Annotated in this window: 12 protein-coding genes; 7 read left to right on the forward strand and 5 right to left on the reverse strand. The window is 53.1% G+C overall.

All coding sequences use genetic code 11. From position 1 onward, the window contains the following. Positions 1–199: 199 nt before the first annotated feature. Positions 200–1156, reverse strand: a complete 957-nt coding sequence (gene trxB, locus DAQ1742_RS09380) for a thioredoxin-disulfide reductase (RefSeq protein WP_035342276.1) — start codon at positions 1154–1156, stop codon at positions 200–202. Positions 1157–1660: 504 nt separating this feature from the next. On the opposite strand from trxB, the gene lrp reads away from it, so the two are divergent. From lrp to serS, 5 genes are all read left to right on the forward strand, one after another. Beyond that, a complete protein-coding gene (lrp, locus tag DAQ1742_RS09385; protein ID WP_010277211.1) occupies positions 1661–2155 on the forward strand; it encodes a leucine-responsive transcriptional regulator Lrp in 495 nt (164 codons plus the stop codon). A 116-nt stretch (positions 2156–2271) separates the two neighbouring features. Beyond that, positions 2272–5994: a DNA translocase FtsK 4TM domain-containing protein gene (locus DAQ1742_RS09390; RefSeq protein WP_067486988.1), complete on the forward strand. Its 3723-nt coding sequence runs from the start codon at positions 2272–2274 to the stop codon at positions 5992–5994. 190 nt (positions 5995–6184) lie between these two features. Continuing rightward, positions 6185–6796: an outer membrane lipoprotein chaperone LolA gene (lolA, locus tag DAQ1742_RS09395; RefSeq protein WP_035346033.1), complete on the forward strand. Its 612-nt coding sequence runs from the start codon at positions 6185–6187 to the stop codon at positions 6794–6796. Positions 6797–6803: 7 nt separating this feature from the next. Next, entirely contained in the window at positions 6804–8147 is a 1344-nt protein-coding gene (locus DAQ1742_RS09400; protein ID WP_035342267.1) for a replication-associated recombination protein A, read from the forward strand. Positions 8148–8252: 105 nt separating this feature from the next. After that, positions 8253–9551, forward strand: a complete 1299-nt coding sequence (gene serS, locus DAQ1742_RS09405) for a serine--tRNA ligase (RefSeq protein WP_035342265.1) — start codon at positions 8253–8255, stop codon at positions 9549–9551. A gap of 260 nt (positions 9552–9811) precedes the next feature. Here serS and DAQ1742_RS09410 read toward each other — a convergent pair whose 3' ends face one another. The 3 genes from DAQ1742_RS09410 to DAQ1742_RS09420 form a co-directional block, all read right to left on the reverse strand. Further along, positions 9812–10420: a glutathione S-transferase family protein gene (locus DAQ1742_RS09410; RefSeq protein WP_035342263.1), complete on the reverse strand. Its 609-nt coding sequence runs from the start codon at positions 10418–10420 to the stop codon at positions 9812–9814. A gap of 153 nt (positions 10421–10573) precedes the next feature. Further along, positions 10574–11218 carry a DsbA family protein gene (locus DAQ1742_RS09415; RefSeq protein ID WP_035342260.1) on the reverse strand — a complete coding sequence of 215 codons (645 nt, stop codon included), beginning with the start codon at positions 11216–11218 and terminating at the stop codon, positions 10574–10576. A 287-nt stretch (positions 11219–11505) separates the two neighbouring features. After that, positions 11506–12381: an MBL fold metallo-hydrolase gene (locus tag DAQ1742_RS09420; RefSeq protein WP_067486982.1), complete on the reverse strand. Its 876-nt coding sequence runs from the start codon at positions 12379–12381 to the stop codon at positions 11506–11508. Positions 12382–12482: 101 nt separating this feature from the next. Here DAQ1742_RS09420 and DAQ1742_RS09425 point away from each other — a divergent pair, with 101 nt between their 5' ends. Further along, positions 12483–13391: a LysR family transcriptional regulator gene (locus DAQ1742_RS09425; RefSeq protein ID WP_035346031.1), complete on the forward strand. Its 909-nt coding sequence runs from the start codon at positions 12483–12485 to the stop codon at positions 13389–13391. 136 nt (positions 13392–13527) lie between these two features. Then, positions 13528–14679, forward strand: a complete 1152-nt coding sequence (locus tag DAQ1742_RS09430) for an MFS transporter (protein WP_067486979.1) — start codon at positions 13528–13530, stop codon at positions 14677–14679. Positions 14680–14783: 104 nt separating this feature from the next. On the opposite strand, the gene pflA is transcribed toward DAQ1742_RS09430, so the two are convergent. Then, positions 14784–15524: a pyruvate formate lyase 1-activating protein gene (gene pflA, locus DAQ1742_RS09435; protein ID WP_035342252.1), complete on the reverse strand. Its 741-nt coding sequence runs from the start codon at positions 15522–15524 to the stop codon at positions 14784–14786. Between the last annotated feature and the right edge of the window lie 163 nt (positions 15525–15687).

A 15687-nucleotide genomic window follows, 5' to 3' on the forward strand; every position in this document is an offset into this window, starting at 1 on the left:
GTTACTTAACACTGGCTGTGCATCACAGTCAGTATGGCGTCATGTTACCTCGGTGGCAGGGTTGTGCAAATGAAAAGGCGAAAGGGGAAATTGGCAGGGGATCAATTTTCTGCGCAGTCATGCCGCAATAAAAAACCCGGGTACGATCACGCCCCGGGTTGGTTGAAGAGGATATCTCCATCCTCTGTCTGGCGATGTATTATTTCGTCAGAGCATCCAGATAACGTTCGGCATCCAGCGCCGCCATACAACCGGTTCCGGCAGAGGTGATAGCCTGACGGTAGATATGATCCATGACATCTCCGGCGGCAAACACACCCGGAATGCTGGTTTGGGTCGCATTTCCCTGAGTGCCGGACTGCACTTTGATATAGCCGTTCTCCAGCGCCAGTTGATCGCCAAACACCGCAGTATTCGGGCTATGGCCGATGGCGATGAATACGCCGGCCACGGCGAGCTGCTCTGTAGCCTCACCCGTCGCCTCACGCAGACGCACACCGGTGACACCCATTTCATCGCCCAACACTTCATCCAGCGTACGGTTGGTGTGCAGCACGATATTGCCGCTATCAACTTTGGCCATCAGCCGGTCAATCAGAATTTTTTCCGCACGGAAGCTGTCGCGGCGGTGAATCAGATGCACCTGCGCGGCGATATTAGACAAGTATAACGCCTCTTCTACGGCGGTATTGCCACCGCCGACCACGGCCACTTGCTGATTACGGTAGAAAAAACCGTCACAGGTGGCGCATGCGGAAACGCCTTTGCCTTTAAAGGCCTCTTCAGAAGGCAGACCCAAATAACGCGCCGATGCACCGGTGGCGATGATCAGTGCATCACAGGTGTATTCATCGCTGTCGCCAAACAGACGGAAAGGGCGGGTTTGTAAGTCAACGCGGTTGATGTGATCAAACACAATTTCGGTATTGAATTTGGTGGCGTGGGCGTGCATACGCTCCATCAATAACGGCCCGGTAAGTTCATCCGGGTCGCCCGGCCAGTTTTCGACTTCTGTGGTGGTCGTCAACTGACCACCTTTTTCCATTCCGGTGATCAGTAACGGATTTAAGTTTGCCCGCGCAGCGTAGACTGCGGCGGTATAGCCTGCCGGGCCTGAGCCCAGAATCAATAATTTACGGTGTTTGGCAGTGCTCATGGATTCCTCATTCACTCGAACGGACGATAGGGTCGATTGTAAGGAAATTACCTGCGTAAAAAAGTGTGGCGGAATGTTGTTAGCTATCGGTTCAATCGTTGCGGAATATTGACAGCATTAGCGTAACGGCGCATCGACTCCGTTCAGAGAGGATGCTAACGGTATTAATGTGTAGTAAAAATACTTCTGAAAGCGCTCATCTGGCACTTTCTTCTGATTTTAATTGTTTTGCTTTGACAATCGGCTGCGCTTTTGCGAAAACATCCTTGGAAGAGGAAATTTTTTGTATGTGAATAGTTAAATGCTCCAGCTTTTAGGGCATACCATCAGCCTTGTCGCTTATCGAAATCGTTTTGCTGGCAGATAAAGCGCTGATGGAATGTAGCCGGGACAGTGGATTATCGCGTTACAAAAGGCAGGGGTCTTCTTTAGGGGTGGCTCTGATACATTGAAGTTGGACAGAGACAGCGATTAAACAGGGAAGGGTAAAGAGAGACAATAAGAATGGTAGACACAAAGAAACGACCGGGAAAAGATCTGGACAGAATCGATCGTAATATTCTGAATGAATTACAAAAAGATGGGCGTATTTCCAACGTAGAATTGTCAAAGCGGGTTGGCCTGTCGCCAACGCCTTGTTTAGAGCGCGTTCGTCGCCTGGAGCGTCAAGGGTTTATTAACGGTTATACTGCGTTGCTGAACCCGCATTATCTGGATGCATCACTGTTGGTATTTGTTGAAATTACCCTCAACCGTGGCGCACCCGATGTATTCGAGCAGTTCAATGCCGCAGTGCAGAAACTAGAAGAGATTCAGGAGTGTCATCTGGTATCCGGGGATTTCGATTATCTGCTTAAAACCCGTGTACCGGATATGTCAGCGTACCGTAAGTTGCTGGGTGAGACGCTATTGCGTCTGCCGGGAGTGAACGATACCCGTACCTATGTGGTGATGGAAGAAGTGAAGCAGAGCAACCGGCTGGTAATTAAGACCCGCTGACAGCATGGGTGCACAACCCGCTAAATTCAGTTACACTCCTGTTAATTTGTACAGTATGCGCCGGGTAAATCTCGGCGTTTTATCATGAAACATTTACAGGAAACCTGGAGAGACGCTTGAGCCAGGAATATCAGGAATATACAGAAGAGAAAGAGGTGACACTGAGTAAACTCAGTGCGACCCGGCGCTTACTGGAAGCGATATTGATAGTGGTCGCGCTGTTTGCCATTTATCTGGCAGTGGCGCTGCTCAGTTTCAGCCCTTCCGACCCGAGTTGGTCGCAAACGGCCTGGCATGAGCCGATTCATAATCTGGCAGGCGGGGTCGGTGCCTGGCTGGCGGATACCCTGTTTTTTATTTTTGGCGTACTGGCGTATGCCATCCCGGTTATCATGGTGTCGTTGTGCTGGGCTGTCCATCGGTTGCGCGGGCAGCGTGAATCACTTGATTATTTCGCCCTGTCACTGCGTCTGATTGGCACGCTGGCACTGATCCTCACCTCTTGTGGTCTGGCGGCTCTTAACGTTGATGATATCTATTATTTTGCTTCCGGCGGTGTCCTGGGAAGCCTGTTGAGCAGTTCGATGCTCCCCCGTTTTAACAATATCGGCTCAACCATGCTGCTGTTGTGCGTTTGGGCGGCGGGGTTAACGCTGTTTACCGGCTGGTCCTGGCTGGCGATTGCAGAGAAAATCGGTGCTGGGGTAATGGCCTGCCTGACGCTATTCAGCGGTCGCCGTCGTGATGACGATTTCTACTATGCTGACGACGACGACACCCACGAGCCAACTGGAGCGACGGAGCCAACGGCGGCAAAGTCTGTTGCTGAAAATCGTGACCAGTTACCACTCTCTTCGCCGACCGCTGCGCATCATGACGACGATGATGAGGATGCGCTGTTCTCTGCACCCAGTGTGGTGGCGCGAGCGGTGGCTGATGCCACCGACGCGGCATTAACCGCGCCAGTATCGGTAACGGATGTCACACCGCCTGGTGCTGCCCCCAGCGACGCTTCATCAAGTCGCGTTGCCGCTGCATCAGCGGTTGCTGTACCAGCAGAAAGCACCTTACCACCGATGCCTGAGTCGGCAACGGCGTTGCCGGTTAAACCGGCTGTACAGAGCGTATTACCGCCAGGGCCGTTGCCCATCGAGCCGGTGCTTCCGGCGATGACTGCTTCAGCAGAGATAGCATCATTATCTGCGCCATCGGGTGCTGTATCGGCACTGTCTGCATCAGCAATGGCGGCATCGGCACCGATTACGTCAGCACCGATCGCATCGGGCCCAGTCATCTCTGACTGGCAGCCACTGTTGGTTCAGCCTGATGAGCGTATTGCTCGTTCAGTCAGTACCCTGGCACCCGCCACTTCTCCAGTGGCATCGGTATTCTCTACCCAACCTGTGCCAGAACCTGACGTGAAAACTCTCGCGCCGGAGGTGAAAAAAACTGCCGCTGTCAGCCCGATGTTTACCGCGGCGGAGGACGCGTCTAATCCTCAGGTTAAACGTGGTATGGGGCCAGAACTGCCGCGTCCGAATCCGGTTCGGATCCCAACGCGCCGGGAGCTTGCATCTTATGGCATCAAGTTGCCTTCTCAGCGTCTGGCTGAACAGCAAGCCAGAGAAAGAGACGCGCAGGCCCAGTCAGCGCAGGCTGCCGGGCATCTGGATATTGACGCGTTGCCTGCGACAGCGCTCGTCTGTGCCGATACAGTTTCTCCTCATGGGGAAGAGGATGACCACCCAGCATTGGCACAAGAAGCCGCTCTGCGTGAAGCCTTCGCACAGCAGCAACGAGCACGCTACGGTGAAACATATCCAGATAATGAAGACGATGACGACGCTTTATTGCAGGCGCAACTGGCACGCGATTTTGCGGCAATGCAGCAGGCGCGTTATGGGCAACCCACCGAACAAGGCAATGATACTGTTATGCGGGTTGATGAGCCTGCGACCGTATCAATGCCTGCGGCGGCTGTCACGCCATATCAGGCGGTGCGTGATGAGTTCCCTACAGCGGTGTTGGCTGACAACCCAAGCCGGGCTACTGCGTCCCTGTCAGTAGACAATCAGGTTGAGGAGAAAGTAGTCAGCGCTACGTTGCCTGAGAGTGTGTTTGCTATCTCGCCTTATGCGGATTTGGTTAATGATACGCCCTCAGAGCCGCTGTTTACGTTGTCACCCCATGACAATGATGCCGCAGTACATCAGGCACCGGCTGATGTTACCTCAGCGCAGATCCGTACTGCCCATGTGCCACAGCCGGAGCCTGTGCACGAGGCGGCCCCGTCCATTATGGATAGCCTGATTCACCCGTTCCTGATGCGTAATGACCAGCCGCTGCAAAAACCGACGACGCCATTGCCGTCACTGGATTTGCTTACGCCACCGTCGTTCAACGATGCACCCATAGACCGTGATGCACTCGATGAGATGGCGCGTTTGATTGAAACTCGGCTGGCTGACTACCGGGTAAAAGCCACGGTGGTGGACTATCACCCTGGGCCTGTTATCACCCGCTTCGAGTTGGATTTGGCTCCAGGTGTCAAAGCCGCCCGTATTTCCAATTTGGCTAAAGACCTGGCGCGATCATTATCGGTTGTCGCGGTACGTATTGTGGAAGTGATTCCCGGTAAGCCTTATGTTGGCCTGGAGTTGCCTAATCGCCATCGCCAGACGGTTTTCTTACGTGAAGTGCTCGATTGTGAACGCTTTCGCGATAACAGTTCACCGCTGGCCGTGGTGCTGGGGAAAGACATTTCCGGCCAGCCAGTGGTGGCTGATTTAGCCAAAATGCCCCATTTGCTGGTTGCCGGTACAACCGGCTCGGGGAAATCAGTCGGTGTGAACGCGATGATAATCAGCATGTTGTATAAAGCAACGCCTGCTGATGTGCGCTTTATCATGATTGACCCCAAAATGCTGGAGCTGTCAGTTTATGAGGGGATTCCGCATCTGCTTACCGAAGTGGTAACAGACATGAAAGATGCGGCGAATGCCTTGCGCTGGTGCGTGGGAGAGATGGAGCGGCGTTATAAACTGATGTCTGCGCTGGGTGTCCGTAATCTGAGTGGCTATAACGAGCGGGTGATGCAGGCTCAGTCCATGGGGCGGCCCGTACCCGATCCGTTTTGGAAACCGGGCGATAGCATGGAGATGCAGCCACCCGTGCTGGAAAAACTACCTTATATTGTCGTCATGGTTGATGAGTTTGCTGATTTAATGATGGCAGTGGGCAAGAAAGTGGAAGAGTTGATAGCCCGGCTGGCACAGAAAGCGCGTGCTGCCGGTATCCATCTGGTGCTGGCAACACAGCGACCGTCGGTGGATGTCATCACCGGGCTGATTAAAGCCAACATTCCAACCCGGGTTGCTTTTACGGTATCGAGCAAGATTGACTCACGTACCATTCTGGATCAGGGGGGCGCGGAGTCGTTGTTGGGGATGGGAGACATGTTATATATGGCTCCCAATTCATCGATTCCGGTGCGCGTGCATGGCGCGTTTGTCCGCGATCAGGAGGTTCATGCGGTGGTGCAGGACTGGAAAGCGCGCGGTCGTCCGGAATATATCGACAACATTATCAGCGGCAGTGAGGATGGCGAAGGTGGTGGCTTTGGTCTGGATGGTGATGAAGATCTCGATCCGCTGTTTGATCAAGCCGTGGCCTTTGTCGTGGAAAAACGGCGCGCCTCGATTTCCGGTGTGCAGCGGCAATTCCGTATCGGCTATAACCGTGCTGCACGTATTGTCGAACAAATGGAGATGCAAGGGATTGTCAGCGGGCCCGGGCATAATGGCAACCGTGAGGTGCTGGCTCCGCCGCCCGTGGAGTAACCGACGGTGACCGAGATAGGGTATCTGGAAAAGACCGCGTAAATTTGCTGTGCAAAGAAGCGTAAAAGTAGCACATCACAGATAATTCGGCTGTTACACCCCATTTGGCCGGAGTAGAGTAGCGGCCTGACGTGCAGTGATGCCGTCAGGGCCCATGTGATAGCCAGGAAAGACGAAGGATTTTTGTATGATGAAAGTAGGATTGATGGCAGGCAGTCTGCTGGTCACGCTGTTTTCCGGTGCGGTTTATGCTGATGCTGCCGGTGACTTGCAAAACCGCCTTAGTAAGGTAAACAGTTTTCATGCCAGTTTTACCCAGAAAGTGACCGCCAATGATGGTGCCGCTGTGCAGGACGGTGCAGGTGAACTGTGGGTTAAGCGGCCGAATTTATTTAACTGGAAAACCACATCGCCTGATGAAAGCACGCTGGTGTCAGATGGGAAAACGCTGTGGTTCTACAACCCGTTTGTTGAACAGGTCACCGCGACCTGGGTCAAAGATGCCACAGGTAATACACCATTTATTCTGATAACCCGTAACGACCCGAAAGACTGGGGCAAGTATAATGTCAGCCAAAAGGGTGACGATTTTGATCTGGTACCCAAGGCGGCGAGCGGCAATTTGAAGCAGTTCTCTATCACGGTGGCGACCGATGGCACCATTCGTGGTTTTACGGCGACAGAGCAGGATGGGCAGCGCAGCACCTATGTGTTGAAAAATCAGCAACATGGTGAGATAGATGCGGCCAAATTCCGTTTTACGCCACCAAAAGGTGTTGCACTAGACGATCAGCGTCAGTGAGGCAGGCGTGAGTAACTTGTCACTCGATTTTTCCAATAACGCGTTTCAGCCTCTGGCTGCGCGTATGCGCCCGGTTCAGTTATCTCAATATATTGGCCAACAGCATTTGCTGGGGCCGGGAAAACCGTTACCGCGAGCAATCGAGGCAGGCCAGTTACACTCGATGATTTTATGGGGCCCTCCGGGAACGGGGAAAACAACGTTAGCTGAGTTGATTGCACATTATGCTCAGGCTGATGTCGAACGCCTGTCTGCCGTGACCTCCGGTATTAAAGAAATCCGCGAAGCCATTGAAAGAGCCCGGCAAAGCCGGGACGTCGGGCGGCGGACCATGCTGTTTGTGGATGAAGTGCATCGCTTTAATAAAAGCCAGCAGGATGCGTTTTTACCGCATATCGAAAACGGGACGATTACGTTTATTGGCGCGACAACCGAGAACCCGTCGTTTGAACTCAATTCGGCGCTGTTGTCGCGCGCGCGGGTGTATCTGTTAAAAGCGCTGAGCGCGGATGATATTGAGCAGGTACTCATACAGGCGCTGGATGATAAAGCGCGCGGCCTGGGCGGGCAGCAGATCATTTTGCCGCCGGAAACCCGGCGATTGCTGGCTGAACTGGTCAATGGTGATGCCCGTCGCTCGCTCAATTTGCTTGAAATGATGGCGGATATGGCAGAGGTGGCGGCCGATGGTCAGCGGGTGTTGACGTCAGCGTTGCTCAACGAGGTTTCCGGCGAGCGCAGTGCCCGTTTTGATAACAAAGGCGATCGCTATTACGATCTTATCTCTGCACTGCATAAATCGGTACGTGGCTCGGCCCCCGATGCGGCGTTGTACTGGTATGCTCGCATCATTACGGCTGGCGGCGACCCGCTTTATGTCGCCCGCCGATTATTGGCGATAGCTTCAGAGGATGTCGGCAATGCTGACCCTCGGGCGATGCAAGTCGCTATCGCCGCCTGGGACTGCTTTACCCGTGTCGGGCCTGCTGAAGGTGAGCGGGCCATCGCTCAGGCGATCGTTTATCTGGCGTGTGCCCCGAAAAGCAATGCTGTGTACACCGCGTTTAAGGCGGCAATGCGCGATGCGAGAGAAAAACCTGATTATGATGTGCCCGCTCATCTTCGCAATGCGCCCACTCACCTGATGAAAGAGATGGGGCTAGGCGCTGAATATCGCTATGCGCACGATGAGCCAAATGCGTATGCGGCTGGAGAAATCTATTTTCCGCCGGAAATGGCGCAAACCCATTACTATCAGCCGACATCCCGCGGGCTGGAAGCCAAAATCGGTGAAAAGCTCGCCTGGCTGGCTGCTCAGGATCAAAATAGCCCGACAAAACGCTACCGCTAGCATTAACGTTGCGGTAAGGTTATTACCAGACTTTATCCTACAGGGCGGTACTATCTCTCCCTGTAACCCTTTCTATTCCTTTAATAATACAAGCACAGGACTAGCATGCTCGATCCCAACTTGCTGCGTAACGAGCTAGACGCAGTTGCCGAAAAATTACTGGCTCGCCGAAATTTTAAACTGGATGTGGAGGCACTGCGTACGCTGGAAGAGCGCCGCAAAGTGCTTCAGGTCGAAACAGAAAATTTGCAGGCAGAACGTAACTCCCGATCGAAAGAGATTGGAGCGGCGAAGTCGCGCGGGGAAGACATTGAGCCATTGCGCCGTGATGTGAATGAACTGGGTGAAAAGCTGGAAGCAGCTAAAGCCGAACTTCAGCAGGTGCTTAATAGCATTGAAACGATTGCGCTGACCCTCCCTAACATGCCTGATGACTGTGTGCCGCTCGGCAAAGATGAGTCAGAAAATCAGGAAGTGTTCCGCTGGGGAGAGCCTCGTCAGTTTGATTTCCCCGTCCGCGACCATGTGGATTTGGGGGAGCTGACAGGCGGCCTTAACATGGCGCTTGGTGTGAAGCTGACCGGTGCCCGTTTCTCGGTAATGAAAGGGCAGTTAGCCCGTCTGCACCGTGCGCTGGCGCAGTTTATGCTGGATTTACACACCGGTGAACATGGCTATCAGGAGGCCTATGTGCCTTATCTGGTTAACCATGCCACGCTCTATGGCACCGGTCAGTTGCCGAAGTTCAGTGAAGATCTGTTTCACACCCGTCCGCTGAGCGAAGAAGCTGAAACCAGCAATTATGCGCTGATCCCCACAGCAGAAGTGCCGCTGACCAATCTGGTGCGCGATGAAATTCTGGATGATGACAGCCTGCCGATTAAATTAACTGCGCATACGCCTTGTTTCCGTTCAGAAGCCGGCTCTTATGGTCGTGATACCCGCGGGCTTATTCGTGTACACCAGTTCGATAAAGTGGAAATGGTGCAGATTGTTCGCCCGGAAGACTCCATGCAGGCGCTGGAAGAACTGACCGGGAATGCCGAAAAAGTGCTGCAATTGCTGAACCTGCCATACCGTAAAGTGTTGTTGTGCTCCGGGGATATGGGCTTTGGTTCGATCAAGACCTACGATCTTGAGGTCTGGTTGCCAGCGCAAAATACCTACCGTGAGATCTCTTCTTGCTCGAACTGTGGCGACTTTCAGGCGCGCCGTATGCAGGCCCGCTGCCGCAGCAAGAGTGATAAGAAAACGCGTCTGGTACATACACTGAATGGGTCGGGGTTGGCCGTGGGGCGTGCACTGGTGGCGGTGCTGGAAAACTATCAGCAGGCGGATGGCCGTATTGAAGTACCGGCGGTATTACGCCCTTACATGAATGGGCTGGAGTATATCGGCGGCTAAATGTGCAGTGCGACAGTAAACGCGGTATCGACTCTTAACCGCAGCCAGTGGCGTTTATCGCATTCTGTTTGAAGAAAAAAGCCGATCGGTGGTAATTCGCCGATCGGCTTTTTATTTTTCCATAAAACCTTTTCTATAACAGAACCGGGCCACAAGGTGCTTGCGCCTGGTGATTTTGCTATGGCAGCGCCAAACATTATTTTATTGCCCAATGGCACAGCGCGCGGTCTTGTCAGACGGCGCAATCACCTGTAGTGATGTTAGCCATGACGAGCGGCACGTTGCCAGGCTGGTCGTGCTCGCATCGCTTCCAGCAAGCGCCAGAGGTTGGGGCGTGCCGGCGTTAGCCAGCCACGCTGTGCAGAGGTATCCAGAGGATACCCTCCCATCATGATATCGGCGGCTGAGAATGTCTGGCCTGCGAGCCATTCAGACTTTGCGGCTTCCTGTTCTAAAAAATCATAATGCAGATTGAGCTGCGTATTGACCATGCCGCGAATGGGCCAGCCAAATGGCCCCATTTTATAGGCCACCAGCTTAAGCAGCATGGCTGGCATCAGTGAGCCTTCGGCGTAGTGCATCCAGTAACGGTAACGCCAGAAGTCCGGGTGTTCGGCGCGGGGGGCGAGATGTGGGCCAAATGTCGCTACCAGATATTCGATAATGGCTCCGGTTTCAGCCAGCACCCTGCCATCATGCTCAATAACCGGTGCTTTACCTAGTGGGTGCACATGACGCAAGGTTGCTGGCGCGCGTAAGGTGGCTTTATTACGCTGATAGTTAATGACCTCATAAGGCACATCTAATTCTTCCAGCAACCATAAAATACGCTGTGAGCGCGAGGTATTCAGATGATGAACACGAATCATAAGGGATCCTGTCAGTGATTGAGACAATCGATGTATTTATTTGAAAGATAATATGAAATTTTCCACAAGGAAAGAGGCTGTCAGATGGCCTTCATTCAGCAGGAGGTTGCCGCGTCACAACCGGGTGAGTGACGCAGCCTGTGAATGGAGCGGTTACTGATTTTCGGCAACCCGTTTTTCCAGATAGACCAGCCAGTCATCGGGGCGGCCCAGCCAGGGGGCGATATTTAGGGTAGTGAGTGCATCATCGATGGCGAACACCAGCGTCGGAAATCCGGCTCCGCCAGACTGGGTAAGCCAGTGGCGGCTTTCTTCAATGTGTTTTCGGGTGGGTAAGCCGCGCCAGTGAGTGCAGGCATTTTCAAAATCATCCAGTGACAGGCCAATTTCTACCGCCAGCTTCATTAACACCGGCGGGTCTGAAATTCGTAATCCTTCCACATAGTGCGCCCGCTGAAGGCGTTCGAGCAAATCAAGTCCTCTGCCACCTAACTCCTCTGCGGCCAGTATCGCGGTCGTAGGGGGCTCTGAATCCAGTGTGGCCGTTAAATCCCACAGCAGGCCGTTAAAGTAGCCATCGCCAAATGGCTGACCGCTCATCTGAGCAATGCGGCGATCGTGCGGCTGAACATAATCCCGCCATTCAGGGGTAATACGACGCCGATTAGGCCCGGTCATCATCCCACCGGCATGCAGCACGATAGGTAATCCGGCAACCTTGCGAGCAGCATGGATCAATGGCGCTGCGGCATAACACCAACCGCACAGAGGGTCGAAGATGTAGTGTAGCCTGTTCATTCATACGCTCCGTATGTTGCCCGGTATTGCGGGCACACCAGAAAAAGAAAAGGGACTGGTTATTGCACCACGACATTACGCATCGAACCGGGGCTGAACGGTAATCAACAGATGTGGCGCTATGCTTTAATTATTGTCTATATCCTGGGAGTTAGCAGGTAAGCGCTCAATTTTCTGCTTCGGTTCTGCGATCGGCGATCGCAAACCTGAAAGAAAATTGACGAGGCGCTAACACGACAATGTTCAGGCGGGCGTTGCCCGCCGTTGTTATCAGACACCGAGTGTCATTACGGCCATGACAGCTCGCCTTTAATCACTTTCGCACCCAGTTCCAGTGAAGACACCTCACCCAGATTCGGATACGCGCTCTTCATCGCATCCACCAGGGTGCTGCTGTTTGCTGATGATTGCGCATATCGCTCAAATGTTTGCAGATATTGACGGGTGAAGGCCACATTTTGCACCGACCAAGGGGCAGAGCCATCGTGGTTTACGGCGTAATGGCTTGGCACCACGGTAACCGGCTTGAGCTTATCAATGCTATCCAAATCGGCCAGCCAGTGCTGGCGGGATGCCACTGACTGGGTATCGGCCATCCAGACATGAATATTTGCTGAAACCTGTACGCCACCCATCACCGCTTTTAATGCCGGAACCCAGACAAAGGTGCGATCCGGTGTTGCGCCATTGAGGCCGACGACGTCGATAGAATGACCTTCCAGCGTCAGGTGGTCACCAGTGAGCGCACTGGGTATGACGATTTGTTTCGGTGCATTTTCTTTTAGTACTGGCCCCCAGTAAGCGACTTTCTTCTCCTGGGTTGCCTTGATGGCGGCTATTGTCTGAGGTGTGGCAACAATGTGTGCTTGAGGGAAGGCGGCTTTAAGTACATCCAGCCCGAAATAGAAATCAGGGTCATGGTGGCTGATGTAAATAGTTTTCAGTGTTTTACCGGTTGCACGGATTTTTTCTACCAGTTTCTGCGCATCATTGCGCTGGAACTGTGCATCAATCAGCAGGGCATCGTGTTCTCCGGTAATGATTTCTGATGAAACCGGAAAAACAGCGTGCTCGCCGGGATTATAAACATCTAATTTCAATGCAGCAGACGCAGAGCCCGTAACGGCGGCGAGTAGTGTGGCGAGTAAGGTATGTTTTAACACGGAATTCTCCTTTCTGAATAATAGAGCGACATGGTAGATTTCATTTCTTATGAGATAAACCCGTCAAAGCGAACAGCTTTGTTGCATAAATCGGACAAATGATGGATAGAATTACCGCCGCACACGTCTTTGTGACGATAACCGAACAAGGCAGCCTGACGGGGGCCGCGCAACAGCTCGATATGTCCCGGGCGATGGTGACGCGTTATTTAGCTGAAATGGAAGCCTGGGCTCAGACACGTTTGCTGCATCGCAGTACCCGTCAATTAAGCCTGACCAGTGAAGGTGAAGTGGTGTTACAACACTGCCGTGATTTACTGGCAATTTCGCAAAAATTTGAGCTGTCAGGGCATGATCAAAAAGAGCCTTCCGGGCTGTTGCGTTTGACGTGTGCGCCATCACTGGCAAGTACCACCTTGGTGGCAGCATTAACCGCCTATCTAAAACGTTATCCTAAGACCGCGGTGGATTTGCAACTCGCCAGTCATACGCTGAACCTTATTGAAGAGCGGATTGATTTGGCCATTCGCATCACCAGCCATTTGGATCCGGGCCTGATTGCACGACGACTTGGCTGGTGCCCCTCGGTGGTCTGTGCGTCACCTGAGTATCTGGCCAATCATGGCACGCCACAGCGCGTGGAGGATTTGGCGGTGCACCACTGCCTGACTTACTCATACTTTAATAAAAGCCTGTGGCAATTTACTCGTCAGGGGAAGACTTTTGCGGTGCCAGTGAGTGGTAATTTCAGCGCCAATGATTCGCTGATGCTGCTGGAGGCCGCGCTAAACGGAGCCGGGATTAGCCTGCAACCGGTATATTCGGTATCCGATTTGATTGCCAGTAAGCGCCTTATCGCCCTGTTTCCCGAGGCTGAGCCACAGGAGCTGGGTATTTTTGCCGTATACCATTCACGAGAACATATGCCGCTGGCACTCCGTGCGCTGGTGGATTTTCTGGCGCAGTGGTTTGTGCACAATCTTGAATGGAAGCGTGTTTCGCGTCGATGAGGCTATCCGGTACCTCCGCTGACAAGGTGTACCATGGCTGCGGCAAATCGTGCTCTGCTCATCAATAAGCTGATTGACTTTGTTATTGCCAGTGGCATGATGCGCGAAAAATATCACCTCGCTGGTTTGTCTTCCCATGTCCACCTATACGCGCCCGGTATTGTTGCTACTCTGCGGGCTACTGCTGCTTACGGTTTGTCTTGCGATATTAAATACGCTGGTGCCGCTGTGGCTCAATGGCCGCCATTTGCCTGTCTGGCAAGTGGGGCTGGTCGGTTCGGCCTATTTTAGCGGTAATTTGCTGGGAACGCTGGTCGCAGGCGGCATAATTCGCCTCTGTGGTTTTAATCGCAGTTACTATCTGGCTGCGTTGCTATTTGGTGTTGCCAGTAGCGCGCTGGCGCTGTCACCGGATGTGTGGCTCTGGGTGATATGGCGTTTTATCGCGGGGATTGGGTGTGCGTTGATTTGGGTAGTGGTGGAAAGCGCACTCTTGTGCAGCGGTCATGCGCTTAATCGTGGGCAACTGCTGGCTGCGTATATGGTGGCTTATTATCTCGGTAGTGTTGCGGGTCAGTTGCTGTTAAGCATAGTGCCAACGGCATTATTGAGTCTATTACCCTGGCTGGTAGCTCTGGTGGTGCTGGCGGTTATTCCACTGCTGTTTGCACGTTTTGCGTCGCCAATACAGTCCGAAAAGCCACGGGCACGTCTCTGGCATATGCTCTGTTACCGGTCGGCCAGGTTCGGTATTCAGGGATGTGTCATGTCTGGGGTGATCCTCGGGTCATTATACGGATTACTGCCCGTCTATCTGGCACATCAAGGAATGAGTGACGCGCATATCGGCTACTGGATGGCGCTGCTCATCTGCGCGGGGATTATCGGGCAGTGGCCGATTGGACGATTAGCGGACCGCTATGGTCGGTTGCTGGTGCTGCGTGTACAGGTGTTTGTCGTTATTCTGGGCGCGCTTGCGATGCTGATGCCGGGGCGTTATAGCATGGCTCCGGCACTCTTTTTACTCGGGGCCTCTGGTTTTACGCTTTATCCGGTTGCCATGTCATGGGCTTGTGAGAGAGTGGCTTCCCATGACTTGGTTGCCATGAATCAGGCCCTGTTGCTCAGTTATACCGTAGGCAGCCTGTGCGGCCCCGGTTTTGCGGCTATGTTAATGCAGACCTATCCCGATCAACTCCTGTTTGTGTTGATCGCCGCAGTTTCACTGGGTTATTTAGTCTTACTGCTGAAAAGGGGCGATCATCATCCTCACCCACAGGCAGCCTGAATCTCTCTCCCGTTAACAACCCGCAGCAGGCTACCGGTGAAAGGGAAGGCCGATAACATCATCTGTGATGATCGGCTCTTGATGATTCATGCAGTAAGCTATGTTTAGTACACAACCTTGTGTCCATAGCCGGAAAGAATCGCTTTGATGCGATCCATCGTGTCGGCTTTGGGGGGCTTCACGCCGTCAAGCTGGTAGGTTTCGCCCATTGCTGTCCATTTATGTTTGCCGAGCTCATGGTATGGCAGCAGTTCTATCTTTTCGATATTACGCATATCCTGGATAAACTCGCCCAACTGATGAGCCGAGGCATCATCATCACTCCAGCCCGGCACCACCACATAGCGGATCCAGGTGCGCTGATTACGTTTGGCGAGATGACGGGCGAAATCCAGCGTGCGGTGATTGGATACACCCACTAAATTCTGATGCACGGTATCGTTAATCTGTTTCAGATCCAGCATGACCAGGTCTGTGACATCCAGCAATTCATCAATGACCGGATCATAGCGCCGCACAAAACCATTGGTATCCAGACAGGTGTTAATGCCCTGCTCACGACAGGCGCGAAACCAGTCACGCACGAACTCAGCCTGTAAAATTGCCTCACCACCGGAGGCGGTAACACCACCACCAGAAGCATTCATAAAATGGCGATAGGTCACGACCTCTTTCATCAACTCTTCAACCGTCACTTCTTTGCCGCCATGCGTATCCCAGGTGTCACGGTTGTGACAATACAGGCAACGCATCAGGCAGCCTTGAAAGAATGTGATGAAGCGAATTCCTGGGCCATCAACGGTGCCACAGGATTCGAAAGAGTGAATGCGACCAATAACTGACATGCGAGGTTTCTCCAGGTTGGGCCGAGAAATAGCGGCCTTCGATGAGCGCAGTAACCAATACATGGCGGCATGGCCATGATATTTGTCCTGTGTCTAATCTGTTTTGTCAGGCAGCCCGGCGTTGGCGGGCTGCCTGACAAAACAGGCTTGGGTCCATCCGCCA

It is taken from the genome of Dickeya aquatica (assembly GCF_900095885.1).
Classification (GTDB): domain Bacteria; phylum Pseudomonadota; class Gammaproteobacteria; order Enterobacterales; family Enterobacteriaceae; genus Dickeya; species Dickeya aquatica.

Coding starts and splice junctions, on each gene's coding strand:
- trxB (WP_035342276.1), bottom strand. CDS start 1,156: ATGAGCACTGCCAAACACCGTAAATTATTGATTCTGGGCTCAGGCCCG.
- lrp (WP_010277211.1), top strand. CDS start 1,661: ATGGTAGACACAAAGAAACGACCGGGAAAAGATCTGGACAGAATCGAT.
- lolA (WP_035346033.1), top strand. CDS start 6,185: ATGAAAGTAGGATTGATGGCAGGCAGTCTGCTGGTCACGCTGTTTTCC.
- serS (WP_035342265.1), top strand. CDS start 8,253: ATGCTCGATCCCAACTTGCTGCGTAACGAGCTAGACGCAGTTGCCGAA.
- DAQ1742_RS09410 (WP_035342263.1), bottom strand. CDS start 10,420: ATGATTCGTGTTCATCATCTGAATACCTCGCGCTCACAGCGTATTTTA.
- DAQ1742_RS09415 (WP_035342260.1), bottom strand. CDS start 11,218: ATGAACAGGCTACACTACATCTTCGACCCTCTGTGCGGTTGGTGTTAT.
- DAQ1742_RS09425 (WP_035346031.1), top strand. CDS start 12,483: ATGGATAGAATTACCGCCGCACACGTCTTTGTGACGATAACCGAACAA.
- DAQ1742_RS09430 (WP_067486979.1), top strand. CDS start 13,528: ATGTCCACCTATACGCGCCCGGTATTGTTGCTACTCTGCGGGCTACTG.
- pflA (WP_035342252.1), bottom strand. CDS start 15,524: ATGTCAGTTATTGGTCGCATTCACTCTTTCGAATCCTGTGGCACCGTT.